Here is a 26,365-nt window from a genome sequence, read left to right as displayed (position 1 = left end):
CATGAAGGCCGGGCCTAAGGGCACAGTTGAGGTCGATTCCCTGGACCTGTCCGGGTATCGGGGCGGTCGCGCGGCACGCCGCATACGGTTCATCACCGAGTACCTGCGGACACCCAAGGGTGTGGGTGCTCACGAGCCGTTCGAGCTGCGCACCTTCCAGCGGGACATCATTGCCGGCGCTTTCGCCCCCGGTATCCGCACCGCGCTGGTCAGCATCCCGCGCGGCAACGGCAAGTCAGCCCTGGCCGCCGCGCTGGCCGTCGCTGAGATGTTCGTCGGGCCGCCGTCAGCCGAGGTGCTGTGCGTGGCCTCGGATATGCGCCAGGCCATGATCGTGCTGCGGATGGCCCGCCGCATGGTGGAGCTGACACCCGAGCTGGCCGAGCGCGTCCAGGTCTACAGCGACCGGCTGTATCTGCCCGAGAACGACGCCACCCTGTTGCCGCTGCCCGCCGAGCCTGGCGCGCTCCATGGCCATGATCCGTCCCTGTTGGTCGTGGACGAGCTGCACGTGGTCACCGAGGCCGTCTGGGAGGCCGTCACCAGTGTGTCGGGCAAGCGCCCCGAGTCCCTGACGCTGGCCATCAGCACACCGGCCAGCAGCGTGGACAGCATCATGTGGCGGCTGGTGGAGCATGGCCGCCGCGAGGACGACCCGAGTTTCTGGTTCCGGGAATACGCCGCCCCGACCGGATGCCCCGCTGACGACCGCAAGGCGTGGCGGGTGGCCAATCCGGCGCTGAGTTGTCGGCGCCCGTTCCTCGCGGAGGACGGCCTGGCCGCCGCACAGCGGACTTTGCGTGAGCCGGTGTTCCGGCAGCTGCGTCTGGGCCAGTGGGTCACCGGGGTGGACGCCTGGCTGCCGTGGGGGTTGTGGGACACCCGCGCCAGTGACCGGACTGTGGCGAAGCGTGAGCGCGTCGTGCTGGCGTTCGACGGGTCCGCGTCTGGTGACTCCACCGCCTTGGTCGGCTGCACTATCGACGGCGGCCACCTGTTCGTGGTGGACGTCTGGGAGAACCCCGGCGATCCGCGCTGGCGGGTGCCGCGTGCCGAGGTAGACGCCGCTGTGGACATGGCGTTCCGGCGCTACGAGGTGGTGGAGCTGGCCGCCGACCCGTGGGGGTGGCGGTCGGAGATAGAGGCGTGGGCGCAGCGGCACGGTGAGAAACACGTGGTCGAGTGGAACACTGCCAACGCTTCGCGGATGGCCCCCGCCACCGACCGGTTGTTCCAGGGGGTGGTGACCAGAACCGTTACCCATGACGGTGATCCGCGACTCGCCGCGCACGTCTCGCATTGCGTGGCCAAGCGCACCCCGATGGGAGATTTGGTGTCCAAAGACAAGCGCGGCAGCCCCCGCAAAATCGACGCCGCCGTGGCCGCCATCGTGGCCTACGACCGCGCAGCATGGCATTCAAGTCACAAGAAAAAACACAAGGTGAGGAGCTTTGCACGATGAATAATGTTCTAGGTCAACTACTTTCGACGCTGGACGCCAAACAGGCTCAGATTGGTATCTGGGACCGCTATTACGCCGGTGAGCAGCCGCTGGCGTTCTTGAGCCCGGACGCCAAGGTGGCGCTGGGCCGCCGGTTCGGGCGCATCGCGTCCAACATCCCGAGGTTGGCGGTCACGTCGCTGGCCGAGCGGCTGCGGGTCAACGGCTTCACCGGGGAGGGCGCAGCGGCGGTGTGGGCGGCCTGGTTGCGGTGCGACCTGGACCAGCTCGCGATGGTTGCGCATCGGGAGGCGCTGGCGCTGGGCCGCTCCCACGCCATGGTCTGGGCTGACCGGCGTGGACGGGCACGGGTCACCATCGAATCGGCCCGCCAGCTGGCCGTCCAGGTGGACCCCGGCAGCCGCGAGACGCTGGCCGCCGTGAAGCGGTGGGAGACCCTGACCCCGGCGGGCGTGCCCGATCAGACGTTCGTGGTCCTGTATGAGCCGGACAGGATCACCAAGTATGTCGGGAAGTCCAGCAGTGCAACGGCGTTCAAGGTCACCGAGGTGATAGACAACCCGCTGGGCGTGGTGCCCGTCGTGACGCTGCGCAACAGTGACCGGCTGCTGGACACCGGCCTGACTGGCCTGGCGGACGGCGTCACCACACTGGCTGACGGGGTGTCCGAAATGGCCGACCTCGCACCGCTGGTGGACGGCCTGAACAAGACGCTGGCCGACCTGCTGGTGGGCAGCGAGTACTACGCCCGGCCACGCCGCTGGGCCACCGGGCTGGAACTGGAAGAGCGGCCCAAGGTGGGCGACGACGGCGAGCCCGTCCTAGACGACGACGGCGAGCCGGTCCTAGAAGCTGTCAACCCCATCGGGGACGACGACCGGCTGATGGTCAACGAGGCCGCCGAAGGCAAGTTCGGAGCCCTGCCCGCCGCCGACCTCGGCAGCTACGAGGCCGCCGTCAGGGTGCTCATATCGCAGATCATGGCCGTCTCATCGCTGCCCGCCCATTACGTCGGGGTGATGGCCGACCAGCCTGCGAGCGCCGACGCGCTGCGGGCCTCCGAGGCCGCACTGACGGCCAAGGCCGAGGCCAAGGCGGCCATGTTCGGCACGGCGTGGGAGCAGGTGGCCCGCCTGGTGCTGGCCGTCGAGAACCAGGCCGACCCCGACGATTACAGCGTGCGGGTGCGTTGGGCCGACCCTGCCACCCGGTCGGTGGCGCAGGAGGCTGACGCCGCCGTGAAGCTGCACGCCGAGGGCATCCTGACGACCGCCGAGGTGCGTACCCGCCTCGGCATCGAAAACAGCACTGAGACAACGGAAACCAACAACGAGAGGGCAACCGCATGACCACCACGAACGACCGCCGCGACGACCTGACCCCAGGCAGCGACACGGTGGACGCCGCCACCATGACGACGGACACCACGACCGTGGACGACGCCGCCGCCACCACCGTGGACGACGGGACCACCGTGGACGACGGGACCACCGGCCCGGACACCACCACGGCCACCGAGGGCGGCGACGGCGCTCAGGAGCAGCCCGAGACGTTCCCCCGCGCCTACGTCGAGCAGCTGCGCAAGGAATCGGCGGGCTACCGAGAACGTGCCCAGCGCGCTGAACAGCTGGAACAGCGGCTGCACACGGCGCTGGTCGCGGCCACCGGCAGGCTGGCCGACCCCACCGACCTACCGTTCGACGCTGGGCACCTGGACGACCCCGAGGCGCTGACCGCCGCGATTGACGCCCTGGTGGAGCGCAAACCGCACCTCAAGACGCGCCGCCCGACCGGCGACGTGGGCCAGGGCGCCGGTGGGGCCAAGGCCGGTGACGTGAACCTGGCCGATCTGCTGCGCGCCAGGGCGTGAGACACAGGTGTGGCCGCGCGGCGCCAACGACGAGGAGGCGTGCCGCGCGGCCATTCTCGACTCTACGCAACACCCGTGACACACTGACAGCAACACGGCCCGGTGCCGTTACCTGCGTGAGGCCCCCCGGCGGGGCAGCGTGACCACCCCCGCTGACCCCCACGCACAGGAGCCCCACCGCCATGGCCGTTTCCACCACCACTGCAGCTGAACTCACGCGGGAGCAGGTCGCCAACCTGCTGGTCAAGCCGCTGGAGGAAGTGTCCAAGTTCCTCGCCGCTGGCCCGCGCATCTTTGACACAAACGAGACCCTGCGCATTCCCAAGCTCGGTGGCCCCACGGTCGTCAACTGGGTCGGCGAAAATGAGCAGATCCCCGAGGGCAACCCCGACTTCGATGAGGTCACCCTGCTGCCCACCACCATGAAGAGCGTGAAGACCCTCACGCGGTACTCCAACGAGCTGGCCCGGCAGTCCGTCGTCAACCTGGACGCCGCGCTGCGGGACCGCCTGGTGACCGACGTGGCCGCCAAGCTGGACGGCCAGTTCTTCAGCGCGTCCGGCGACGGCATCACCACCCCACAGGGCCTGTTCGCGTGGTCGGGCACGCAGACCCTGGCCGTGGGTGGCGCGCTCACCCTGGACCACCTGCTTGACGCCGAGGGCCTGGCCCTGGCCGCCAACGTGGACCCGGCGGCCCTGCGGTGGGTGCTGACGAGCCGCGATCTGGTCAAGCTGCGCAAGATCAAGGCCACGGACGGCACGTACATCGTGCAGCCGGACGTGACCACCGGACGCGGCTACACCCTGTTCGGGCACCCGGTCATCGTGTCCAACCGCGTGCCCGACACCACCGGCGGCACGCCGACCGGGCGGGCCGCGCTGGTGGACTTCGCCCAGGTGGCGGTGGCCCGTGACCTGGCGCCCACGGTGAAAATCTTGGACCAGACGTTCGGCGACTTCGACCAGATGGCCATCAGGGTTGTGGCCCGCTACGACGCCAAGCCGCTGAACGCCGAGGCCGTCGTGAAGCTCACCGGCATCACCATCTGATCGTGGCCTACCCGACGAATCCGGCCAACGGGGCAAAAGTCGGCGCCAACCTTTGCCCCAGGCCGTCGTTCCCAGCCCTGGACCGTGGCGCATGGTCTGCGGGTGACGTAGCCGCGCGGACCGTGCTGGGCGAGCAGCGCAACCGGCTGGCCTTCACCGGTGAGACGTTCATTGCCCTGCAGGCGGTGCCCAACGTGGCCGGCAAGTTCAAGGTCACCTTGCTGTACACGCTGGCGGGCAGCAATGTCGGAACCGTTGGGCTGCGCGGCAATTCGCAGAGCGGCACCGTGGCGCAGAACCGCGCCACGTTGGAGATCGTCAGCAGTTCCGGCACCTACCAGTGGCGCACGTACACCATCGACTACGTGCCGCAGGGCAGCGGACCCACCTACCTGGAACTGGTCCTTACGGTGTCATCGGCCAACCAGCTGGGCCTGGTGGCCGTGCGGGTGGATTACGACGACTCCCCGGTGACGGGGTATTTCGACGGTGACACCGCCGACACCGGATCGTATGACTTCGGTTGGGACGGTGCGGCGTTCGCGTCCACATCCAAGGCGCTGGCCATCGTGGCTGGTGACACGACCGCACCGAGCGCGCCCACCGGCCTGGCCGTGACGGCTCGCACCGAGAACAGCGTGACCCTGGCGTGGTCGGCGGCCACCGACAACGTGGCCGTCACCGAGTACCGGGTGTACGAGGGCGCCACGTTGGTGTCCAGCGTGCTGGGCACCGCACACACCGTGACCGGCCTGGCCGCTGGCAGCACCCACACCTACGTCGTCAAGGCCGTGGACGCCGCCGGTAACGAGTCGGCGGCCTCCGCTGCCGTCACGACCACCACCCTGACCCCAGGCGAACCGGAACCGGAGCCAGAGCCCGAACCGGAGCCAGAGCCCGAACCGGAGCCGACCGTCTCGGAGGCCGCCCAGCGGGTGGCTGCGTTCCTGGGTCAGGCCGCCGTGCCGCAGACGCTGCTGCTGGCCGCCCAGGCCGTCCCCGTGGTCACGATGATGGCCAAGGCGTACACGCGGGACCAGGGGTTCACCGGCGGCGAGCCCAACGACGAGATCAGCGCTGTGATCACCTGTGCCGCTGCCCGGCTGGTCACCAATCCCGAGCAGCTGGACACCACGGTGGGCTCGGTGGGTGTGCGCGGCGCGTTCCAGGGCTGGAACCTCGCAGAGCTGGCGGTGCTCAACCGGTACCGCCGCAGGGCCGTCTGATGCTGCTGCACGACAGCGTGAGCGTGGCCCTGCAGCTGGCCTACGACCCACCGCAGTACGACCAGAGCGGCAACCAGAAGTACCGCAGCGTGACCACCACGGTGCCTGCCGAGGTGGTGCCCCTGGACACGGACGCGGTGCTGGCCGCTGGCGCCGAGCTGGTGGTGTCCCGCTACCGCATGGTCCTGGCGCCGGTCGTGGACATTCCCCAGGCCATCGGCAACCGACTCACGATCACCTGGCAGGGCGCCACCTACGGCGTGGACGGCGCCGTGGAGCGCCACATGCTGCGGGGCCGCCTGCACCACTACGAGCTGATCACCCTGCGCGTGGTGTGAAGCGCGCTTCCCACAGTCGTCGTGCTGTGCGGGTCCCGGTGTAAACGTCGGCCCCTACGCCCGCACAGCACGGCCCGCCTCGTCAGGCCGCCGGTACGCAGCCGGTACGCAGAACCGTCGACAACCGCCGTCAACAGCCAACACAACCAACCCGTCTAGCTGGGCCTATCTGGGGCTGCCAACACAGCTCGCACCCGCAAACAGCGACAGGGACGGACTGTAAATCCGTCGGCTTACGCCTACACAGGTTCGAATCCTGTACCTGCCACGCAAGTCAGCCCCCCTTTCGAGGGGGGCTGATTGCGTTACGGGGGAGACCACGGCAGTGGTGTGGCTGCCCGCCCGCGGTCAGTCGCCGAGTCGTCGGGTCAGCGTCCGGCTCAACCCTTCGAGGATCTGGTCAGGCGGCTGCTGTTCGCCCTGCTGTGCGGTCAGGACGACGATGCCTCCGGTGAGCACCGGCAGAGCCCACTGCAGATATCGCAGTTGCTTCTGGGCGGCGGCGACATCGTCGGGGGTGCCCGCGGACGGATCGGTGGCCCCGCTGACCGGCTGCCCGTGGCCCTGGGCGGCCTTGGCGCCCAGCGCTCCGCTGGCCGCCGTGGCAGCCAGTGCCGCTCCGGTCAGCAGGATCTTCGTGACGGTGTTCGCCGTGACGCCCGACTGGTGCCGGGCCCGCTTCCGGTTGGCCAGAAGGATCCCGGCGCCGCCGACGAGGTGGGCGCCGATCGCCGCCGCGTTGACCGGAGCCCATTTGCCCCAGCCCGCGGCCGCCACGCCGGCGCGCTCGCGGGGATCGGAAACCGCGGCGGCGGCGCCGTTGACGCCCACCGCTCCCATCAGGGAACCGCCGAACCAGGCGGCGGCGCCGAGGTCGTGCAGCGAACGGACGACGGTATTGCGTGACTGCATGAGGTTCCTTCGCATAAAGAGTGGTGGCGTATCCACCGTCTCTCCCCGCGAGTACACCGCGTGGGCACTCCTAAACGCCTCGGCGACAACCCAAATGACGGCGTGCGGGCGCCAGCTCTTCAGAAGCAGGGCAGCGTTCGATCGCGTTTCAGCTACCGGGGTTGCGTGACCGCCGCGGGTCCGGCCGATCCGCGAATCGAGTTCGTCCAGCAGCAGGTCCGGGTGATGGCCTGCAAGCAGCTCGAATCGCTCTCGGACTTCGAGATCGAAACGCTTCCCGGGGTCTTCCTCGGACAGAAGAACGTGCCGATCCAGGCGGCCGGCGCCTACATCCCGGGCGGCAAGTATCCACTGCTGGCCAGCGCGCACATGACGATCGTGACCGCGAAGGTGGCCGGCGTGCAGCGCATCGCGGCCTGCACGCCGCTGATCCGCGGTGAGATGCCCGACGCCACCATCGCCGCCATGCATCTGGCCGGCGCGGACGAGATCTACCTGCTCGGCGGTATCCAGGCCGTTGCCGCGCTGGCCATCGGGACCGAGACCATCGAACCGGTCAATATGCTGGCCGGTCCGGGCAACGCCTTCGTCGCCGAAGCGAAGCGTCAGCTGTTCGGCGAGGTCGGTATCGATCTGTTCGCCGGCCCGACCGAGGTACTGATCGTCGCCGACGAACACGCCGATCCGTTCGTCGTCGCCGTGGACCTGCTCTCACAGGCCGAACACGGACCCGATTCACCGGCGGTGCTCATCACCACCAGCGAAGAGCTGGGGCGCACGGTCATCGAACACATCGACACGATCCTCGTCGACCTGCCCACCCGCGACTTCGCCGAACCGGCCTGGCGCGACTGGGGCGAGGTCCGCGTCGTCGACACGCTCGACGACGCCTACGCGTTGGCCGATCAGTACGCCTTCGAGCACGTCCAGATCCTGACCGGCAACCCCCGTGCGGCGCTGGAGAAGATGCACGACTACGGCGCGCTGTTCCTCGGCGAAGGGACGTGTGTTTCCTACGGCGACAAGGTGATCGGCACCAACCACGTGCTGCCCACCCGCGGTGTGGCGCGCTACACCGGCGGTCTCTGGGTGGGCAAGTACCTGCGCACGGTCACCTACCAGGAGGTGACGAACACCGAGTCGGGTGCCTTCTTCGGCGAACTGTGCGGCCGCGCGGCCCGCGTCGAATTGTTCGAGGGGCACGCCCGATCCGGCGATGTCCGGGTGGCGAAGTACCGCGGCGAGACGCTGCCGTGGTCCGACCACGATTTCACCCGATGAGCTGTCCGGCCCCACGATGAGGCCCCTCGAGCGAGGGGCCTCATCTCTGGGTGACCGATCATTCCGGCAACAGGATGGTCTTACCGGGCAGCCGCCCGGCGTCGGCGTCGGCGTGCACCGCAGCGGTCTCGGAGAGCGGTCGCCGGTCGGCGATATCGATCGTCAGATGTCCGGCATCGACGCGGTCGACCAATTCGCTCAACTGTGCCGTATCGCTGTGGACGAAGATCCGGGTCGCCCGCACACCGCGCGGGGGGTTCTGCGGTCCGGCTGTCATCGTGCCCACCAGCCAGCCACCGTCGGCGACCAGATCGGCCAGCGCGTCGTTTTGGTCCTCTGAGGTACTCACCAGGTTCAACACCACGTCGAACCGCCGACCGTCGATCAGTGGCGTTGCGGTGTAATCGAGGTAGTCGATGGTCTCGTCCGCTCCGCGGCGGTGCAGCCGATCCCCGTCGCGCTGTTTGGCGGTGGCGGTGACGACGGCTCCCGCCGCATGCGCCAGCTGCACGGCATAGCCGCCGACGGCCCCACCCGCGCCGTTGATCAGGACCGTCTGGCCGGGACGTAGCCCTGCGATGTCGAACAGGGCCTGCCATGCGGTCAGCGCGACGGTTGGCAGGGCGGCGGCATCGGGCAGGGGTACCGAGCGGGGAGCCGTGGCGAGCACGTCCGCCGGCGCCACCACGAAATCGGCGGCGGCGCCGTCGGCATCCATCGGCAGGAACCCCACGACGGCATCGCCGACCTGCCGGCCCGTGACGCCCGGCCCGAGTTCGGCGATCGTGCCCGCCACATCGATGCCGGGAACGTGCGGGAAGCCGATCGCGAACACCTCGGACAGATAGCCGCCGCGGATGCCGGCGTCGACCGGGTTGAACGAGGTGCCCGCCACCTTCACGAGAACCTGACCGGCGGCCGGGGTCGGCCGGTCCACCTCGCGGTACTCGATCACCTCGGCGTCGCCGTAGCGGTGGTATGTCGCAGCCTTCATGGTGTCCTCCTTCGTGGTGTGCTTCGAGTTCGAAGCATTACGAACGAGTCCAACATGCTTCGAAGTCGAAGCATTCCCGGATATGCTCCCGGTATGGCGCACACCCTCGACCCCGAGCAGCTCGCCACCTATTTCGCCCTCATGGAGACGGTCAGCGTGCTGCAGTACGCGGTGCAGCAGCAACTGCGGGAGGACGGTGACCTCAGCTATGTGCAGTTCGAGATCCTGGCCCACCTCGCCGACGCGCAGCGCCCGCTCACCATGACCGAGCTGGCCGATCTCATCGTCTACAGCCGGAGCGGGCTCACCCATCAGGCCGGGCTGTTGGACAACGCCGGGCTGATCACGCGCTCGGCCAGTTCGACCGACCAGCGCGCCACCGTGGTGGCGATCACGAGCGGCGGGCGCTCCCGGCTCGCCGCGGTGCTGCCCGGTCACGTCGAAGTGGTGCACGACCTGCTGTTCGACGGACTGTCCGACCGTGATGTGCGCACCCTCGGTGCCATCCTCGGCCGTGCCCGCGATCACCTGCGGGCACGACCGCCCCGATCGGCCGCCTCCCGGCGACGCGCTGTGGTGGATCAGAGCGACAGCGCGTAGACGACGGCGCCGACCGTCAGCAGAATCAACAACGCCACGGCGATGAATCCGACCGCGGGATGCGCCTCATCCCGGCGAAGTCGCCAATCACGGCGCAGATGGCGCAGGCGGCGTCGGGACCGTTTCCACATTCGTTCCACTTCTGTCAGCACGGTGGCTCCCTGCAGCAAAAGGTCACTTTTTTGTATCGCGACATAGGCCGCGGCATTGTCGGAAGATCGGCGGTGTCCGCAACGACACTTTACGGCAGAATCCCGCTCGTGCGCAGCTTGGGTGCGGTGAATAAGAGAGCCCCGAGGCAGCTCGCGGCGTATTCACAGAATGGGGGAATTGGCCGGTCCGCCACAATTCCCACCATTTCGACTATTGGCGAGTTTGCCAAGATCAACCGTCGAATAGGAAATTCCCGGGCCGGAATTGGCGTATGTGATGCGGTGGCCGCAGATGCGCTTGTCTACCTGCCGCCCCGTCGGCAGGTAGACAAGCTGGACGAGCCGCATCCCCCGGGCGGCTCACACGTGCTCAGACGCGTCGCATGTCGTCCCCCAACGCGCGCGGACGCGGCGCTGAGCACCCCGGAAAGTCTCCGCGCCGCCGAGACGCCAGGAATCAGGGTTTCCCCTACGTCAGTTAGCCGGCGTGCAGGATGCGGGTGCCGACTTTGCCGCTGAGGCGTTCCGGAAGGAGCCCTGCGCGCTCACAGGTACGCACCACCCCGTCCGGGTCGCAACCGTCGAAGACGCCGTAGAGCACCTCGTCGGCCGGCACCGCCACCGTGAGGACCAGCGCCACGTCGACGCCCTCATCGCGCATGACAGCCGAGGCGGCTTCCAGCCGCGCCACGTAATGGTCGATCAATTCGTCGGTCAGATCCGGGAGGTACCACTCCGCCAGACAACATGATGTGAAGGCGTCGGCGGTGATCACGGTTCCCACGCTAGGGCGATCCGCTGCGCTGACCAATTGGGGGTTGCCCTACGTCTTCAGCCGAAGTGCCGGCCCAGCGAGGCCCGTCCCCGCACACCGAGCTTCCGGTACACCCGCCCCAGATTCGCCTCGACGGTCTTGATGCTGATGAACAGAGTGGCCGCGATATCGCGGTTGCTCATGCCCGCCGCCGCGAGTTCGGCGACCTGCTGCTCGGACGGCGTGAGGCCCTGATCCCGGGAGGGTCGCACGTTCACCCGGGCGAGTTCGGCACGAACACGCTGCGCCCACAGACCCGTCCGGATGGATTCGAACGTCCGAAGCGCCTCTCCCAGCGTGGCGGCGGCGGCCTCCTTGCGGCGCAGCCGTCGCTGTAGTTGGCCGAGAAGCAGTGCGGTACGGGCCTTTTCGAACGGCATAGGTAACCTTTCGTGGACGGCCATCGCGTCGGACGCGACCGCCGCGGCGGCGTCGACATCGCCCTCGGCGGCCAGCACCATGGCGCGGCACCGCGCACCGACGGCGAGCATCCACGGCCGGTCGAGCCGGCGGCCGTGGGTCTGGAGTTCGGCGACCAGCGGTTCGGCATCGGCGACGCGGCCGACGGCCACGAACGCCTCCACCGCGTCGGGAATGAACCAGGCGTTGATGATCTCGCGTCCCGGCGTCGCGGCGTACTCCCGCAGCGCGGGTTCGACCGCGGCCGTGGCCGCGGCGTGATTGCCCAGCGAGACCTCCAGGAACGTCAGCACCGCCAGCGTCCACCACGTCATCCGCGCCGTGGTGTCGCACCGCTGGGCCAGTTCGAGGGCGTGCCCGATGTCGGCACGCGCGGCCCGCTCGCGACCGGCGTAGGCGGCGACGGTGGCCCGCAGACCGACGGCGACCATCCGCATGTGGTCACCGCCCAGCTGCTCGGCGCGTTGTACGGCGTCTTCGGCGAGCGTGGTTGCCGCGTCGAGCCGACCACGCCAGACTTCGACGACCGTGCAGTGGTTGGCAATGGTCAACAGATCGCGGTCGGCGCCGCGCTCGAGGCAATACCGCCACAGGGTCCGCATGCTGTCCTGCGCCTCGTCGATGCGGCCGGTCCAGGCCATCAGCATCGAGGCGGCCGACCGAGCCCGAAACGACAGCGGCACTTCGGCGTCGGCGTCCTCCAACTCCAGTGCCCGCTGCAGATCGGCTTCGTCCACGCCGTATCCATGCCGGAACCGGGTCATCACCCGCACGGTCAGCGCCTGACTGATCAGGTGCGGCACGCCGGTCCGTTCGGCCAGCACCACCGCCCGTTCGGCGCCGGCCAGTGCTGCGCTGTGATCCCCGCAGTTGCCCTGGGCCAACGACAGCGACAGCAGGCAGAACACCTGCAGGTTGACGTCGCTCTCACTGTCGGCCAGGGCCTCGGCCAGCCGGTCCGTCGCGTCGGCGAACCCGTTGTCGTCGAGCGCGATGTCGGCCAACTGGATCAGGGCCAGGGCCCGCAGCGGCCCGCTCGGCATCCTCGGCACGGTGACGGTGAGCAGCGCCTCGGCGCGCGCGGTGTCGCCCGCGGTGTAGTGGTGCGCGGCGGCCTGTAACCGGCGCAGGTCGGTGTCCCCGCCGAGACGCATCGCGAATTCGAGCAGTTCCGCCGCGGCGGCCGGGGCGCCGCGGGTCCTGGCCGCATCCGCGGCCTCGTCCAGCGCAGCGAGGGTGTCGTCGTCCTGGCTGGTCGCCGCCAGAGCGAGGTGACGGGCTTTGAGCTCGGGCTGCGCGACGACGTCGGCGAGCCGTCGGTGCATATGCCGTCGCCGTGCCGGCCCGGCCTCGGAGTACACCCCGCGGGCCAGCAGCGGATGGGAGAACCGCACGCGGTACCCCTCGATCTCGACGATGCCCTCCGCCTCGGCGACCTCCATCAGCTCTATGACGCGCTGCGGGGATCGCTCGGTGACGTCGGCGACCAGGTCCACGGTCGGCGCCGCCACACAGGAGGCCGCCAGCAGCACGTCGCGCACGGTGTCGTCGAGACCCTCGATGTGCCGGCGCACGACATCGACGAGGGTCGCCGGCAGCGTCGGCTCCCCGGCCTCGGTGTGCTCGGAGATGGCCCTGGCCAGCTCCAGCGCATAGAGCGGGTTGCCGCCGGAGGTCTCGGCGATCCGGACCAGGGTGGGGCGGGGGAACGACCGGCCGAGCCGCTCGGAGAGCATGGCGTGCAGCCCGCCCAGGGTCAACGGCAGGACGCGGTGCCGCCGCAGCTGCTCGCCCCGCGGCAGCTGCAGCCAGCCGGTGCGGTAGGACCCTGGTTCGGTGCGCTCGGTCATCAGCAGGCCCACCCGGCCGGTCAGCCGGCGCGCGACGAAGCCGACGACCTCGCGGCTCTCGGCATCGAGCCACTGCACGTCGTCGACGGCCAGCACGACCGGGGTGTCCGCGCAGAGGCGTTCGATGGTGTTGAGGACGGCGGCGGCGGCGACCCGCTGGTCGGTCTCGGGGCCGTCGACGTCGGCGCGCAGCAGGACCCGGTCCAGGGCGAGGCGCTGCAGCCCGGGCAGGTGCTCGGTGGCGGCCGAGTCGACACCGTCGAAGAGATCGGCGACCACCGCATAGGCCAGCGATGTCTCGGCCTGACCGGCACGTGCGGCCAGCACCCGGTATCCCCGATCCCGGGCATCGTCGAGCATCGAGAGCCACAGTCGGGTTTTGCCGATGCCGGCCTCACCCTCGATGATCAGGCCGGCCGGGCCGGCCGCTGTCTCGGTCAGGAACGCAGCGCCGGCCGACTCCTCGGCCGGTGTGCTGCGATCGGGTTCCACCCGGGAATGATTGCAAACGGGCAAAGGTGCTGTCGCGTCGACCACGACACTCGTCGACCGCGCTGTACGTGCTCATGCCCTATGTCAACGGATAGTCCACAAGACGAAACGCCGCCGTGCGCAAAGACGCGAACAGGTCGTTCGTCAGGCCGGCCCGGACGCCAGGCCGGCGTTGATCCGCCGGCAGTTCTCGGCCATCGCCGCGACCTGCGGCCGCGACAGGGGGGCCAGATAGCAGTCGCGGACCGCCTGCCCGTAGGTGGACATCGCCTTCTCGAGCAGTTTGCGGCCCTCGTCGGTGATCTCGGCCAGCACGAAGCGGCCGTCGCGCTCACTGCTCGAGCGGCGGGCCAGGTCCCTGGCCTCGAGGCGGTCGACGCGCCGGCTGATCCGGCTGGGCGTGGAGACCAGGGTCTGGGCGAGCTCACCCATGCGGACCGCACCGGTGTCGGAGCGGTCGAGTTCGTGCAGCAGGCGCACGTCCTCGAGGGTCAGGCGATAGGCCTCGTTGAGTTCGTGGTTCAGTTTGGCCTGCAGGCGCAGCGCCGCGTCGAGGTAGTTCTGCCAGGATTTCATCTCGGCGATGTCGAGGCCCGGCATGCTGCTCGGGGTGCGCCCGGTCGTCGTGACCTGCACCCTTCCGGCGGATCCCACGCGGGTGTACCTGGTCATGGCTCTGTGGTCGTTGCCCCTGTCCGTGCGGACCTCGACGTCCGCGAGCTGCTGTGACATCCGTTCGTTCCCCCTGTTGACACGTTCGGCCGGCACTGCGGACGGCCGTCCCCCTGAACATTATTTGTCGCAAGTGTCAATCTCGCGATCGGAACGAGGAATCGGGGGTTCCCCTACCGTTTGGGTCCTTGCGTCTGTAACGACGTATCCGGCGGCCGCGGCGGTCGCGACGGCCGAGTGGTGCACACCGTTGGCAAACATGTTGTAGTTTCACCTCGACTCACCGACTGGCCGCTGCCGAGGAGTAACACGGTGGACGCGACACCATTCGGGCACTATCAGCTGCAGAAGCTGATCGGTCGGGGCGGGATGGGCGAGGTCTATCAGGCCTACGACACCCACACCGACCGCGTGGTGGCGGTCAAGGTGCTGCCGCCGCATCTGGCCCAGGACGAGACGTTCCAGCGAAGATTCCGGCGCGAGTCACAGGCGGCGGCGGGTGTACAGGATCCGCACGTGGTGCCGATCCACGGCTACGGCGAGATCGACGGCCGGCTCTATCTCGACATGCGTCTGATCGAAGGCCGCAATCTGGGCACCATCCTGCAGTCGACCAACAGCGCGTTGCTGCCCGCGTTCGCCGTGAAGATCGTCGAACAGGTCGCCACCGCGCTGGACGCCGCACACGCCGCGGGGCTCATCCATCGCGACGTCAAACCGTCGAACATCCTGATCACCGACCGCGACTTCGTCTACCTGATCGACTTCGGCCTGGCCCGCACCGCCGGTGACGCCGCGATGACCACGGCGGGCAACACGCTGGGGACGCTGGCGTACATGGCGCCCGAGCGCTTCAACGGTGGCACGAGCGATCCCCGGTCGGATGTCTATGCGTTGACCTGTGTGCTCTACGAATGCCTGACCGGGGTCCGGCCGTACCCGGCCGATTCCCTCGAACAGCAACTGGCCGGCCACATGGTCAAGCCGATCCCGCGCCCGTCGGCCAAGGATCCGAAGTTTGCCGCATTCGACGCGGTGATCGCCAAGGGGATGGCCAAGAAACCCGACAAGCGCTACCAGACCGCGGGTGAACTGGCCGGCGCCGCGCGTCAGGCGCTGGCCGCGCCCGTGCGGCTGTCGGTGCGCTCCGGTCGGCATTCGGCGAGGCGCCTGAAAGTGCCTGTGCGTCGGCGGGTGACGCGCGGGGTGCTCGCGATCGCGGGCGCCGGTGTGGTGCTCGTCGCGGTCGCGGCGTCGGTGGCCTGGCAGCTCAACGGCGGCCCGGACCGCACCCGCGCGCCGCGGCAGGTGGTGGTCGCCGAGGACACCGCGTCGTCCACGCCCGCGCCGCCCGGCGCGGTCGCGGCGATCGCGGCCACCGTACCGGCCGAGATCCGTGACAGCGGGCGGCTGGTGATAGGCGTCAATGTTCCGTACGCGCCCAACGAGTTCCGCGACTCCTACGGTGAGATCGTGGGGTTCGACGTGGACCTGATGAAGGCGGTCTCCCGGACGCTGGGTCTGGCCCCGGAATTCCGTGAGACGGCGTTCGAGAGCGTGCTGCCCTCGGTGGAATCGGGTGACTTCACGATGGGCATGTCGTCGATCACCGACACCCGGGAACGCGAAGAGTCCGTCGACTTCGTCACCTACTTCCAGGCCGGCACGCTGTGGGCGCAACGAGCGGGCTCGTCGATCGATCCGGCGAAGGCATGCGGGCGGCGGATCGGCGTGGCGTACAGCGTCATCCAGGACACGGTCGAACTGCCCGCCAAGAGTGCGGCCTGCGTCGAGGCGGGCGAACCGCCGCTGCAGAAGGTGGTCTTCACCGAACAGGATCAGGTCACCGCCGCGCTGATCGCCGGAGACATCGATGCGATGTCGGCCGATTCGCCGGTCACCGGATTCGCGATCAAGACCTCGGGCGGAGCGCTGGAGCCGGCGGGCGAGGTGTTCGACTCGGCGCCCTACGGATGGCCGGTCGCAAAGGGTTCCGGTCTGGCCGAGTCGCTGCGCCAGGCGCTCGAGCACATAATGGCGACCGGGGAGTACCGCACCATCGCCACCATGTGGGGAGTCGAGAGAGGCATGATCGACACACCGGTGATCAACGGAGCGGTGGGCTGAGTTCGGGGAGCTGAGCAGTGAGAGACGACATCGTTGTCACCGCCGTCGCGTCCACCACCGCGCTGGCGCCGGACGCGGAGGACACCTGGCAGCAGCTGCTCGCCTGCCGCAGCGGTATCCGCTCGCTGGGCAAGTGGTTCGTCGGTGAACTCGACTCTCCGGTCCGGATCGGGGGAGAGCTGACCGAGGATTTCGACGGCCACCTCAGTCGTGTTGAGCTGCGGCGTCTTTCGTACATGCAGAAGATGGCGCTGGTGCTGAGCCGGCGGCTGTGGGCGGCAGCCGGCACACCTGAGGTCGATTCGCGCCGGCTGATGGTCTCGATCGGGCTGGCCCTCGGTTCTACCGAGGAGATCCCCGCCCAGTACGACGATTGGCGGACCAAGGGCCTGCGGGCGGTGTCGCCGCTGGCGGTACAGATGTACATGCCCAACGCGCCGGCCGCGGCCGTCGGCTTGGACCGCACGGCCAAGGCCGGGGTCATCTCACCGGTGATGGCCGATGCGTCGGGCGCCGCCGCGATCGGGCAGGCATGGCGACACCTCATGCTCGACGAGGCCGACGTCGCCATCTGCGGCGGCGTCGAGACGGTCATCGAGGCGGTCCCGGTCGGGGCCTTCATCCAGGCGGACCTGCTGTCCACCGCCAACGACGATCCGGCGGGCGCCTGCCGGCCGTTCGACACCCACCGCGATGGCATGGTGCTCGGCGAGGGCGGCGCGTTGCTGCTGCTGGAAACCGAGGAGCATGCCCGGGCCCGCGGCGCCGACATCCAGGCCCGTCTGCTCGGGGTGTCGATGACCGCCGATGCTTACGACCCGATGTACCCCGACCCGACCGGTGAAGCCGCCGGTGACGCGGTCACCCACGCCATCGAGCTGGCCGGCTTGACGCCCCATGACATCGACCTGGTCAACGCGCATGCCGCCGGCACCCGCCGCGGTGACCTGGCCGAGGCGCGCGCCCTGCATCGCGCCCTCGGCGATCACCGGCCCGCGGTGTATGCGCCCAAGGCGGCGCTGGGCCACTCACTGGGGGCGGCCGGGGCGGTCGAGGCGGTGGTGACGGTGCAGTCGTTGCGCGACGGTGTGGTGCCGCCGACGCTCAACGTCGTCGAGGTCGACCCCGCGATCGACCTCGACGTCGTCACCGGGGCGCCGCGGACCGGGCACTTCCGCTATGCGGTCAGCGACTCGTTCGGCCTGGGCGGGCACAACGTGGCGTTGGTCTTCGGGGCTGCATGATCGCGCGGTGAGCGGGCACAGTGGTCCCATGACCGCTGAGCAGACTCCGCCCCTCGTCGTCGTCACCGGAGCCAACGGATTCGTCGGATCGCGCACCTGCGCCGCGCTGGTCGAGCGGGGGGCGTCGGTGCGTGCGGTGGTCCGCCGGTCCGGGGCCGCACCGGCGATCGACGGCGTTCAGGAGTGCGTAGGGGACTTCACCGATCCCGGGTTCGCGGCGGAGGTGGTCGCCGGAGCCGACGCCGTGGTGACCACCGTGCACCCGATGGGTAGCGACCGTGCGACGCAGCATCGCATCGGCGTGGCGGGCACCCCGGTGATCGCCCGGGCGGCCAGGGATGCCGAGGTGGCGCGGCTGGTGCACATGTCGACCGCCGGCGTCTACGACCGGTCGGCCGGCGTGGGCGACGTCGACGAAGCGGGCGCCCTGGTCGGCGACGATGCCGGCGACTATCCGGTGACCAAGCGGGACACCGACGCCGCGCTGGCGCAGGTGGACGGCATCACCCGCATCCTGGTGCGGCCGCCGGCGATCCTCGGTCCCGGCGAGACGTCGATCTGGAACACGTTGCGCCCCCGCGACATCGCCGGCGAGGAGTCGGCTCGGCGCACCGTCGCGGACAAGACCTTCGCGTGGATCCACGTCGACGACCTCGCCGCGCTGCTCGCCGATGTGGCCATCGGGCGGATCCGCAGCGCCGAAGACCCCGAACAGGGCCCCGTCGAGGGCGGGTGCACACCGGTCAACGTCGCCGGCGGCCCGGCCACCCAGCGGGACTACTTCGGCACCGTCACGGCCGCGCTGGGCGTCGAGCCGGTCTACCAGGAGGAGCCGGCATGGCGGGGTCAGATTGTCGCCGACCGGGCCGAGCGCTGGGGTTGGACACCGCAGGTCTCGCTCGACCAGGCGCTCGACGAGCTGCGGCGTGGGCTCACTTGACCAGCGTGAACTGTCCCACGTAGCTGACGTTGCGGTTGAAGAAGTCCGAGCAGCCCAGCAGGTACTTCATGTACCGGTCGTAGACCACCTCGGACGTCACGGCGATCGCCTCGTCGCGGCGGGCTTCCAGCGCCTCGGCCCAGGTGGCCAGGGTGCGAACGTAGTCCGGCGTGAGATCGTCCTGCTTCTCCACCGAGAAGCCGGCGGCGGTGGAGAATTCGACGACATCCTCGTCGCATGGCACCGATCCGCCCGGGAAGATCTCCTTGGCGATGAAGCGCATGAACCGCAGATCGGTCATCGTGATCGGGACGCCGAGTTCGGGCCAGCGTTTGAGCGGGTGACCCATGATCGTCTGCAGCACCATGCGGCCGTCGCCGGGCATGATGCGGTAGCACAGGTCGAAGAACGCCTTGTAGCGCTCCTTGGGAAACGCCTCGAACGCCTCGATGCTGACGATGCGGTCGACCGGCTCCTCGAACTCCTCCCAGCCGCGCAGCAGCACGCGTCGCGAGCGGGAGGTGTCGACGTCGTCGAGAACCTGCTGGCCGAGTGCCTGCTGGTTCTTGCTGAGGGTGAGCCCGATGACGTTGACGTCGAAGCGCTCGATTGCGCGTTTGAGCATCGCGCCCCAGCCGCACCCCACGTCCAGCAGCGTCATGCCCGGCTGGAGGCCGAGCTTGTTCAGCGCCAGGTCGATCTTGGCGATCTGTGCCTCTTCGAGCGACATGTCGTCGCGCTCGTAGTACGCGGCACTGTAGGTGCGAGTGGGATCCTGCCAGAGCCCGAAGAACTCGTTGGAGATGTCGTAGTGAGCCTGAACGTCCTCGTACGCCACCTTCATCGACGCGGTCTTCGTGCCAGTCGAGCCCCCCGACCCGATCTCACTCATCTGCGTTCCTCCTGCTGTCTGTGATCTTGGTCTGTATAACGCAGATTGCCTAGTTTGGCTAACTGGGCGCCTTCTCCAGGGTGAACTGCGCGACGTCGGTGTAGCCCTGCCGGAACAGATCGGCACACCCGTCCAGGTACTTGAGGAACCGCTCGTAGATCTCCTCGGAGGTGATCGCGATGGCCTCGTCCTTCTTGGCCTCGAGGTTGCGGGCCCAGGTGTCGAGCGTCTTGACGTAATGCGGCTGCAGATGCTGTTCGCGGGTCACGGTGTAGCCGGCTTTGACGGCGTGCTCCTTGACCATCGAGGCCAGCGGCAGGCGGCCACCGGGGTAGATCTCGTCCATGATGAACTTGATGAAGCGGACCCGCGACATGGTCAGCGGCAGTCCCTTGGCTTTGATCTCCTCGTCCTCCGGGATGATGATCGTGTGCAGCATCTGCACACCGTCCTCGGGCATCCAGTTGAACGTCTTCTTGAAGTAGTCGTCGTACTTGTTGAACCCGAAGTGTTCGAACGCGCCGATCGAGACGATGCGGTCGACCTGTCCCTCGAACTCCTCCCAGGGCTGCAGCCGGACCTCGAGCTTGCGGTCGGTCTTGGCGTTGGCGAAGTGGAAATCCTCGATGTGCTGCTTCTGGTTCTCCGACAGCGTCAGGCCGATCACGTTCACGTCGTACTTCTCGACGGCCCGCATGATCGTCTTGCCCCAGCCGCACCCGATGTCGAGCAGGGTCATCCCGGGCTTGAGGCCCAGCTTGCCGAGCGACAGGTCGATCTTGGCGAGCTGGGCCTGTTCGAGGGTGTAGTCGTCCTTCTCGAAGTAGGCGCAGCTGTAGACCTGGTTGGAGTCCTGCCACAGCTTGAAGAAGTCGTTGGAGATGTCGTAGTGGAACTGGACTTCCTTCTTGTCCGACCCACGCGTCTCAGACGCGGACTTCGAGAGCCACTTCGACTCGGCCTTGGGGGTCGCGCTGGTTGTATCTGCCACTGTCCGTCCTGGTGCATCTCGGGGTCGGGTCACACGCCGGCCGTGCCGGCTCGGGCCTGACCTTACGCCTTCCTGACCCCCCATTGCGGGATGACCTCCGCCGACACGTGCCATGCTCGTGGCATGGCGTCAGCCCCGGAGACGCTGTACGCGCGGGATGGCGATGCGCACCTCGCGTACCAGGTCGTGGGCACCACCGGGCCCGATCTGCTGTTCGTGCCGACAGCGACGTTTCCGATCGATCTGCTGTGGGACGAGCCGACCGTGGCCGGGCACCTGCGCCACCTGGCGTCGTTCAGCCGGTTGATCTTGACCGACCTGCTGGGCACCGGCAGTTCGGACGCGGTGCCCCTCAACGATCGCCCGGCCATGCAGTCCTGGGCGGACGGTCTGGTGGCGGTCCTCGACGCGGTCGGGAGCCGGTGCGCGACGGTGTTCGGGATGTCCGAATCGGGGTTGCCGGTGCTGCTGCTGGCGGGTAGCCATCCGCAACGGGTGCGCTCGCTGGTGCTCCACGCCCCGTTCGCCCGCTATGTTCGCGGCCCGGATCACCCCATGGGGATGCCGGAGCCCGCGCTCGCGCAGTATCTGGAACGCGCCGAGGGGACGGTCGGCACCGGCGCGGTGATGGATCAGCTGGCACCCAGCTGGTCGGGTGACGCGCTCAAGCGCCGGTGGTGGGCGCGGGCCGAACGGCTGGCGGGCGGACCCGCTCACTTCCGGGCGATCCTGGACCTCTTTCTGCGCACCGACATCCGGCCCGCGCTGGAGAGCATCCAGGTGCCGACGCTGCTGCTGCATCGCAGCGGTGACCGTCACGTGCATCGCGAGCACGCGGTGGACATGGCGGGCCGGATCGCCGACGCGCGCCGCGTCGAGCTCGACGGCGTGGACAACGCCTGGTTCGCCGGCGATGCCGGGCGCGTGCTGGAGGAGATCGAGGAGTTCCTCACCGGTGGCCGCGCGGCTCCGCAGTCCAACCGAGTGCTGTCGACGGTGTTGTTCACCGACATCGTGGGTTCCACCGAATTGGCCGCCGCACTCGGTGACGGGGAGTGGACGGCGCTGCTGGCCGCTCACGACCGGCTGGTCGAGCGCGAGGTGAGGGCCGCGCGAGGCGCGGTCGTCAAATTCACCGGCGACGGGGCGTTGGCGACATTCGACGGTCCTGCGCGAGCGATCAACTGCGCCAGAGCGATTCGCGAAGAGGCGGCAGAACTCGGCCTCACGATCAGGGCCGGGCTGCACACCGGGGAGGTGGAATCCTCAGACGGGGACGTCCACGGCATCGCAGTGCACATCGCCGCGCGGATTCTCGGGCTCGCGGCACCCGGTGAGGTCCTGGTCTCCGGAGTCGTGCCGCCGCTGGTGCTCGGGTCGCGGTTCGAATTCGCCGACCGCGGTCGCCACGAGCTCAAGGGCGTCCCGCAGCGCTGGCCGGTGTTCGCGGTCCGCGAGGACGTGTCTAGTCCGTCGGGGTGAACCGGATGGCGGCCATCTTCAGCCGGGTGGCCGCTTCGGTGAACTCGTCGAGCGAGGGGACGCTGTCGCCCTCGAATTTCAGACCCATCGTCTGCTGCGCCTTCTTCGCACCGTAATTGGTGGCGATGCGGTGCACGATATCGGCGACGGTGGCCGTCTCGGTGATGAGTTCGCCGTGCATCTGGGTGGTCTGACCACCGGTGGTCACCCGGGCAGGCGCTCCCTCGCGGAAGTTGTACTTCCACTTCGCCTCGAGGACCGCGTAGAGAACGCCGTCGAGGTGGTGAGCGCTGACCGGTATGGCGAAGTTCCGGCCGGATTTGCGCCCGGTGAACTCGAGGACCATGAACTGTTTGAGGGCCCCGCCCAGCGGCGTCTTCAAGGCGATGCGCAGAGCGGGATTGACGAGGTTGAGCAGCAGGTCGGGCGGGTGGGCGGCGGTGATCTTCGGCATGGATTCACGCTAGTCCGGTCAGGGCGGCGGCACTATCCACGAACCACGCCGCATGACCACGACCACGGTCAGATCGGGGTCCAGCACCACCAGGTCGGCGGGCGCGCCGGCGCTCAGTCCGGCTGCCGCGGGCAGACCCAGCGCTCGCGCGGGATTCACCGACGTCTGCGCCACCGCGTCCGTCAGCGCCTCGTCGCGTGGTGCCCCGGTGAAGGCGACCGCCAGCCGCAGCACCCGGTTCATCGTGGCGGTGCTGCCCGCGATGGTGTCGGTGCCGGCCACCCGCGCGACTCCGGCGGCGACCTCGACGGCCAGCGGGCCGAGGTGGTAGCACCCGTCGGACATGCCGGTCGCGGCCATCGCATCGGTGATCAGCGAAACCCTTTCCGGCCCGGCTGTTTTGGTCACCAGGCGATAGACAGCGGGATCGACGTGCACCCCGTCGGTGATCAGCTCCACCGTCACGCGCGGATCTTCGAGCAGCGCGACGACGGGCCCGGGCTCACGCCGGTCGATCGGGCGCATCGCGTTGAACAGGTGGGTGCCGACCGTGGCGCCCGCGTCGATCGCCGCCCGCGTCTGGTCATACGTCGCTTCGGTGTGGCCGACCGCGACGACCACCCCGGCCGAGGTGAGCTGCTCGATCGCAGGGAGTGCTCCGGCGCGTTCCGGCGCGATGGTGACCATCCGGATGGCGCCGCCACCCGCGTCGAGCACCGCGTCGATCTCGGCGGGATCCGGGTCGCGCATCAGCGCCGGCTGATGAGCACCACTGCGTGAGGGCGACAGCCACGGACCCTCGAGGTGGATCCCGTCGAGCACTCCGGCCCCGACGTCGCGGGCCAGCGATTGGACCTGCCGCAGCAGCTCGGCGGGACCGGCGGTGACCAGCGAGGCGACCAGGGTGGTGGTGCCGTGTCTGCGGTGGATGTCCACCGCGGCTGCCGTCTGCTCCGGCGTCGCGGCCGAGAAGTTCCCCCCGGCGCCGCCGTGCACGTGGGTGTCGACGAATCCCGGCGCGATCGTCGCCGCGCCGAGATCCGCATCGGGCGGTCCGGGCGCGGGCCCGGAGCCCACCGCGCGCACCGTTCCGTCGGCGATGTCGAGCCAGCCGGGGCGCAGCGTCTCCCGTCCGGTCAGCACGGTGTCGGCGCGCAGCAGCACCTCAGATCCCCTGCCAATCCGGTTTGGCGCGGTAGGTCTCGCGGTAGTAGTCGACGAGCTGTAATCGGCGGGCGGCTGCGTCGTCGAGCAGCACGGTGACGTGCGGGTGGTGCTGCAGCACGGTGGCCGGCCACATGGCGCTCACCGCACCTTCGACGAGGTGGTGCACCGCCTCGGCTTTGCCGCGGCCGGTCGCGACCAGGACGATGTGCCGGGCCTGCAGGATGGTGGCCAGCCCCTGGGTCAGGCAGTGGGTCGGTACCGCGTCGATGTCGTCGCCGAAGAACCGCGCGTTGTCGACGCGGGTCTGCCGGGTCAGCGTCTTGATCCTGGTCCGCGAGGCCAGCGAGGAGCCGGGTTCGTTGAATGCGATGTGGCCGTCGGTGCCGATCCCGAGGATCTGCAGGTCCACCCCGCCCGCATCGGCGATCGCCGCCTCGTAGGCGGCGCAGGCCGCGGGGATGTCGTCGGCCTGGCCGTCGGGCCCCTGCACCGCGTTTTCAGCGAAGTCGACGCGGGAGACGAACACCGCGTCGATGACGTTGCGGTAGCGCTCGGGGTGATCGTCTGGGAGGCCGACGTATTCGTCCAGGGTGAAGCCGCGGGCCTGCCGGAACGACAGCGCGCCCGCGTCGTGTCGGGCCGCGAGTTCGTCGTAGATCATCAGCGGGGAGGATCCGGTGGCCAATCCCAGCACCGCGTCGGGTGTGCGATTCAGCAACGCCGCCACCGCGTCGGCGGCCACCCGGCCGATCTCCGCGCGGTCCTCGAGGATGACGACTTCCATTTATTTACGGGCGGTGAAGAGTTCGTCACCCGGAGCGACCGCCGCGCCCTCGAGCACCGGTCCGGCGGGGGTGATGTTGTCGGGTTCGCGTTCGTCCATGACGACAACGGGCACAATCGGATTCAGCCCTTTGGCGGCGATCGCGGGGACGTCGTAGGTGATCACCTTCTGGCCTGCGGACACGTCGTCGCCCTGTGTGACATGGGTGGTGAATCCCTCCCCGTTGAGCGCGACGGTGTCGATCCCGAGATGCACCAGGACACCGACGTTGTCAGCTGTCATGACGACGAAGGCATGCGGCAGCAGCTTGAGGAGCTTGCCACTGACCGGGGCCACCGCGTCGATCACCTCGTGGGGCGGATCGACCGCTGCGCCGTGGCCGACCATGCCGGCCGAGAACACGGGATCGGGGACGTCGGAGAGCGGAACCGCGCGCCCGGCGACCGGGGCGAGAACTGACGTGGTGCTCACTGTCGCAACTCCTTTGTCCGATCGGATGAAAGCCGACCGGACCAAGAATAGGCTTGCGGAACCCGTGTGTGGCACGGCATCGGCGAAAGGGGAGGCGGGGCTGTGACGACTGAGGCCGCGAAAACTCCGGAGGGTCAACGCAAGTCGGGGGTTCGTATTCCCGGTTTCGCGCAGTTGCAGCGGCTCGGCAAGAGCCTCATGCTGCCGATCGCGGTGCTGCCCGCGGCGGGCATCCTGCTGCGCCTCGGTCAGCCGGACCTGCTGGGCCGCATCGAGGCGCCGGTCATCGGGCCTTTCTTCAAGGCGATGAGCGCCGCCGGGGACGCGCTGTTCTCGAATCTGCCGTTGCTGTTCGCCGTCGGTGTCGCGATCGGTTTCGCCAGGAAGGCCGACGGCTCCACCGCGCTCTCGGCGGTGGTGGGCTATCTGGTGGTGCAGGCGGTGTTCAAGACCATGTCGCCGATCGTGCTGGCCGGTGAGGTGGACAAATCCGGGGATCAGGCGCAGATCAACTACAGCGTCTTCGCCGGAATCGTGGTCGGCCTGCTCACGGCGTGGCTGTTCGACCGGTATCACACCGTGGTGCTGCCGTCGTATCTCGGCTTTTTCGGGGGTCGACGGTTCGTCCCGATCGTCGTCTCCCTGGCCTGTCTGTTCCTCGCGTTCGCGATGAGTTACTTCTATCCGCTGTTCGACGCCGGGCTGACCGGTCTGGGCGAATTCATCGGTGGGTCCGGGGCGATCGGGGCCTTCGTCTACGGATTCGCCAACCGGATGCTGATCCCCCTGGGGCTGCACCACATCCCGAACTCCTACATCTGGTTCCTCTACGGCGACTATCAGACACCCTCGGGCGAGAACGTCACCGGCGAACTGACCCGGTTCGCCGCGGGGGATCCGACCGGCGGCCACCTCACCTCCGGCTTCTACCCCATCCTCATGTTCGGCCTCCCCGCCGCCGCCCTGGCGATGATCCACGTGGCGAACAAGAAGCAGCGCAAGGTCGCCGTCGGCATCCTCTCGGCCGCGGCGCTCACCGCGTTCCTCACCGGGGTGACCGAACCGCTCGAATTCGCGTTCATGTTCGTGGCGTTCCCGCTCTACGTCATCCACGCGGTGCTGACCGGGTTGTCGCTGGCGATCGCCTACCTGCTCGACATCCACCTGGGGTTCTCGTTCTCCGCCGGGCTGATCGACCTGCTGCTCTACGGCACCGCACCGGCGGCCAAGAACATTCCGCTGCTCATCGTGATGGGTGTGGTGTTCTTCGTCGTCTACTACCTGCTGTTCCGGTTCGCGATCACCAAGTTCGACATGCGCACCCCCGGCCGCGAACCCGAAGCCGAGTTCGAGGCCGAGGAGGCGGCGAACCTGGGTGCGGCTCCCGCGGCCGTAGACGGGGCCGTGGACGGGGCCGCGGAGAAGTCCGCACCGCCGGCCGGCCAGAGCAAGGCCGAACAGTTGATCTCGGCATTCGGTGGCCGCGACAATCTGCGCAACGTCGACGCCTGCATCACCCGGTTGCGCATGGAGGTCGCCGACACCTCGAAGGTGGACCAGGCCCGCCTCAAGACGCTGGGCGCGGCTGGGGTCATCGAGGTGGGCAACAGCGTCCAGGCGGTTTTCGGCACCGAGTCCGAGGCGCTGAAGAACGACATCCGCGACGCGCTGTAGCGCT

Annotated in this window: 25 protein-coding genes; 13 read left to right on the top strand and 12 right to left on the bottom strand. The window is 68.8% G+C overall.

The window, feature by feature from the left end:
* Position 1 precedes the first annotated feature (1 nt).
* The 6 genes from ACN27E_RS13720 to ACN27E_RS13695 all read left to right on the top strand — a co-directional run bounded on the left by ACN27E_RS13720 (position 2) and on the right by ACN27E_RS13695 (position 5,948).
* Positions 2 to 1,462, top strand: coding sequence for a terminase large subunit domain-containing protein (locus ACN27E_RS13720; RefSeq protein WP_422742138.1), 1,461 nt, complete (start codon positions 2 to 4; stop codon positions 1,460 to 1,462).
* The gene (locus tag ACN27E_RS13715; protein ID WP_422742136.1) at positions 1,459 to 2,811 is read left to right on the top strand and encodes a phage portal protein; all 1,353 of its coding nucleotides are present in this window, start codon (positions 1,459 to 1,461) and stop codon (positions 2,809 to 2,811) included. Before ACN27E_RS13720 ends, ACN27E_RS13715 begins: the two co-directional genes overlap by 4 nt.
* Complete coding sequence (locus ACN27E_RS13710) at positions 2,808 to 3,332, top strand: hypothetical protein (protein WP_422742133.1); 525 nt, start codon at positions 2,808 to 2,810, stop codon at positions 3,330 to 3,332. The genes ACN27E_RS13715 and ACN27E_RS13710 overlap by 4 nt, the downstream gene beginning before the upstream one ends.
* Positions 3,333 to 3,514: 182 nt before the next feature.
* Positions 3,515 to 4,384 (top strand): phage major capsid protein, encoded by an 870-nt coding sequence (locus ACN27E_RS13705; RefSeq protein WP_422742131.1) that lies wholly within the window; start codon positions 3,515 to 3,517, stop codon positions 4,382 to 4,384.
* A gap of 2 nt (positions 4,385 to 4,386) precedes the next feature.
* Positions 4,387 to 5,610, top strand: coding sequence for a fibronectin type III domain-containing protein (locus ACN27E_RS13700; RefSeq protein ID WP_422742128.1), 1,224 nt, complete (start codon positions 4,387 to 4,389; stop codon positions 5,608 to 5,610).
* Positions 5,610 to 5,948 carry a hypothetical protein gene (locus ACN27E_RS13695; protein WP_422742125.1) on the top strand — a complete coding sequence of 113 codons (339 nt, stop codon included), beginning with the start codon at positions 5,610 to 5,612 and terminating at the stop codon, positions 5,946 to 5,948. The genes ACN27E_RS13700 and ACN27E_RS13695 overlap by 1 nt, the downstream gene beginning before the upstream one ends.
* A 348-nt stretch (positions 5,949 to 6,296) precedes the next feature.
* Here the strand turns inward: ACN27E_RS13695 and ACN27E_RS13690 are convergent, their stop codons facing one another.
* Entirely contained in the window at positions 6,297 to 6,860 is a 564-nt protein-coding gene (locus ACN27E_RS13690) for a hypothetical protein (protein WP_422742122.1), read from the bottom strand.
* A gap of 165 nt (positions 6,861 to 7,025) precedes the next feature.
* Between ACN27E_RS13690 and hisD the strand changes: the two genes are divergently transcribed.
* Complete coding sequence (gene hisD / locus ACN27E_RS13685) at positions 7,026 to 8,141, top strand: histidinol dehydrogenase (RefSeq protein ID WP_422742119.1); 1,116 nt, start codon at positions 7,026 to 7,028, stop codon at positions 8,139 to 8,141.
* Positions 8,142 to 8,199: 58 nt separating this feature from the next.
* Here the strand turns inward: hisD and ACN27E_RS13680 are convergent, their stop codons facing one another.
* On the bottom strand, positions 8,200 to 9,135 hold the full coding sequence (locus ACN27E_RS13680) for an NADP-dependent oxidoreductase (RefSeq protein WP_422742116.1): 936 nt from the start codon (positions 9,133 to 9,135) through the stop codon (positions 8,200 to 8,202).
* Positions 9,136 to 9,228: 93 nt separating this feature from the next.
* Here ACN27E_RS13680 and ACN27E_RS13675 point away from each other — a divergent pair, with 93 nt between their 5' ends.
* The gene (locus ACN27E_RS13675) at positions 9,229 to 9,735 is read left to right on the top strand and encodes a MarR family winged helix-turn-helix transcriptional regulator (RefSeq protein ID WP_422742114.1); all 507 of its coding nucleotides are present in this window, start codon (positions 9,229 to 9,231) and stop codon (positions 9,733 to 9,735) included.
* Here ACN27E_RS13675 and ACN27E_RS13670 read toward each other — a convergent pair.
* The 4 genes from ACN27E_RS13670 to ACN27E_RS13655 all read right to left on the bottom strand — a co-directional run bounded on the left by ACN27E_RS13670 (position 9,717) and on the right by ACN27E_RS13655 (position 14,135).
* The gene (locus tag ACN27E_RS13670) at positions 9,717 to 9,887 is read right to left on the bottom strand and encodes a hypothetical protein (protein WP_422742111.1); all 171 of its coding nucleotides are present in this window, start codon (positions 9,885 to 9,887) and stop codon (positions 9,717 to 9,719) included. The genes ACN27E_RS13675 and ACN27E_RS13670 overlap by 19 nt on opposite strands.
* Before the next feature lie 478 nt (positions 9,888 to 10,365).
* On the bottom strand, positions 10,366 to 10,662 hold the full coding sequence (locus ACN27E_RS13665) for a hypothetical protein (protein WP_422742109.1): 297 nt from the start codon (positions 10,660 to 10,662) through the stop codon (positions 10,366 to 10,368).
* Positions 10,663 to 10,718: 56 nt separating this feature from the next.
* Positions 10,719 to 13,463, bottom strand: a complete 2,745-nt coding sequence (locus ACN27E_RS13660) for a helix-turn-helix transcriptional regulator (RefSeq protein WP_422742108.1) — start codon at positions 13,461 to 13,463, stop codon at positions 10,719 to 10,721.
* Between the two features lie 144 nt (positions 13,464 to 13,607).
* Positions 13,608 to 14,135, bottom strand: a complete 528-nt coding sequence (locus ACN27E_RS13655; RefSeq protein WP_422742106.1) for a MarR family winged helix-turn-helix transcriptional regulator — start codon at positions 14,133 to 14,135, stop codon at positions 13,608 to 13,610.
* Positions 14,136 to 14,447: 312 nt separating this feature from the next.
* Here ACN27E_RS13655 and ACN27E_RS13650 point away from each other — a divergent pair, with 312 nt between their 5' ends.
* Genes ACN27E_RS13650 through ACN27E_RS13640 form a run of 3 tightly spaced genes read left to right on the top strand, consistent with a single transcriptional unit; the run spans position 14,448 to position 18,446 of the window.
* On the top strand, positions 14,448 to 16,262 hold the full coding sequence (locus ACN27E_RS13650; RefSeq protein ID WP_422742103.1) for a bifunctional serine/threonine-protein kinase/transporter substrate-binding domain-containing protein: 1,815 nt from the start codon (positions 14,448 to 14,450) through the stop codon (positions 16,260 to 16,262).
* A gap of 17 nt (positions 16,263 to 16,279) precedes the next feature.
* Positions 16,280 to 17,506: a KasA/KasB family beta-ketoacyl-ACP synthase gene (locus ACN27E_RS13645; RefSeq protein ID WP_422742101.1), complete on the top strand. Its 1,227-nt coding sequence runs from the start codon at positions 16,280 to 16,282 to the stop codon at positions 17,504 to 17,506.
* 28 nt (positions 17,507 to 17,534) lie between these two features.
* A complete protein-coding gene (locus tag ACN27E_RS13640) occupies positions 17,535 to 18,446 on the top strand; it encodes an NAD-dependent epimerase/dehydratase family protein (RefSeq protein ID WP_422742099.1) in 912 nt (303 codons plus the stop codon).
* Here ACN27E_RS13640 and ACN27E_RS13635 read toward each other — a convergent pair.
* Both ACN27E_RS13635 and ACN27E_RS13630 read right to left on the bottom strand, forming a co-directional pair.
* Positions 18,439 to 19,338 (bottom strand): cyclopropane mycolic acid synthase family methyltransferase, encoded by a 900-nt coding sequence (locus ACN27E_RS13635; RefSeq protein WP_422742097.1) that lies wholly within the window; start codon positions 19,336 to 19,338, stop codon positions 18,439 to 18,441. The genes ACN27E_RS13640 and ACN27E_RS13635 overlap by 8 nt on opposite strands.
* A 58-nt stretch (positions 19,339 to 19,396) precedes the next feature.
* Positions 19,397 to 20,329 (bottom strand): cyclopropane mycolic acid synthase family methyltransferase, encoded by a 933-nt coding sequence (locus ACN27E_RS13630; protein WP_422742094.1) that lies wholly within the window; start codon positions 20,327 to 20,329, stop codon positions 19,397 to 19,399.
* A gap of 123 nt (positions 20,330 to 20,452) precedes the next feature.
* Between ACN27E_RS13630 and ACN27E_RS13625 the strand changes: the two genes are divergently transcribed.
* Positions 20,453 to 21,811 carry an alpha/beta fold hydrolase gene (locus ACN27E_RS13625; protein ID WP_422742092.1) on the top strand — a complete coding sequence of 453 codons (1,359 nt, stop codon included), beginning with the start codon at positions 20,453 to 20,455 and terminating at the stop codon, positions 21,809 to 21,811.
* On the opposite strand, the gene ACN27E_RS13620 is transcribed toward ACN27E_RS13625, so the two are convergent.
* The 4 genes from ACN27E_RS13620 to ACN27E_RS13605 are packed head-to-tail and all read right to left on the bottom strand — an operon-like array spanning position 21,795 to position 24,687.
* Complete coding sequence (locus tag ACN27E_RS13620; RefSeq protein WP_422742089.1) at positions 21,795 to 22,265, bottom strand: hypothetical protein; 471 nt, start codon at positions 22,263 to 22,265, stop codon at positions 21,795 to 21,797. The two genes, ACN27E_RS13625 and ACN27E_RS13620, sit on opposite strands and share 17 nt — an antisense overlap.
* A gap of 18 nt (positions 22,266 to 22,283) precedes the next feature.
* Positions 22,284 to 23,429, bottom strand: a complete 1,146-nt coding sequence (gene nagA, locus ACN27E_RS13615; RefSeq protein WP_422742087.1) for an N-acetylglucosamine-6-phosphate deacetylase — start codon at positions 23,427 to 23,429, stop codon at positions 22,284 to 22,286.
* 1 nt (position 23,430) lies between these two features.
* Complete coding sequence (gene nagB, locus ACN27E_RS13610; RefSeq protein ID WP_422742085.1) at positions 23,431 to 24,216, bottom strand: glucosamine-6-phosphate deaminase; 786 nt, start codon at positions 24,214 to 24,216, stop codon at positions 23,431 to 23,433.
* Complete coding sequence (locus tag ACN27E_RS13605; protein ID WP_422742083.1) at positions 24,217 to 24,687, bottom strand: PTS sugar transporter subunit IIA; 471 nt, start codon at positions 24,685 to 24,687, stop codon at positions 24,217 to 24,219. It abuts the gene before it with no gap.
* 198 nt (positions 24,688 to 24,885) lie between these two features.
* Here ACN27E_RS13605 and ACN27E_RS13600 point away from each other — a divergent pair, with 198 nt between their 5' ends.
* Positions 24,886 to 26,361 (top strand): PTS transporter subunit EIIC, encoded by a 1,476-nt coding sequence (locus ACN27E_RS13600; RefSeq protein WP_422749859.1) that lies wholly within the window; start codon positions 24,886 to 24,888, stop codon positions 26,359 to 26,361.
* Positions 26,362 to 26,365: the final 4 nt, after the last annotated feature.

The organism is Mycobacterium sp. WMMD1722 (genome assembly GCF_049315205.1).
Taxonomy (GTDB): domain Bacteria; phylum Actinomycetota; class Actinomycetes; order Mycobacteriales; family Mycobacteriaceae; genus Mycobacterium.
The sequence above is the reverse complement of the archived record's forward strand: the minus strand, read 5'-3'. Positions and strand labels throughout refer to the sequence as shown.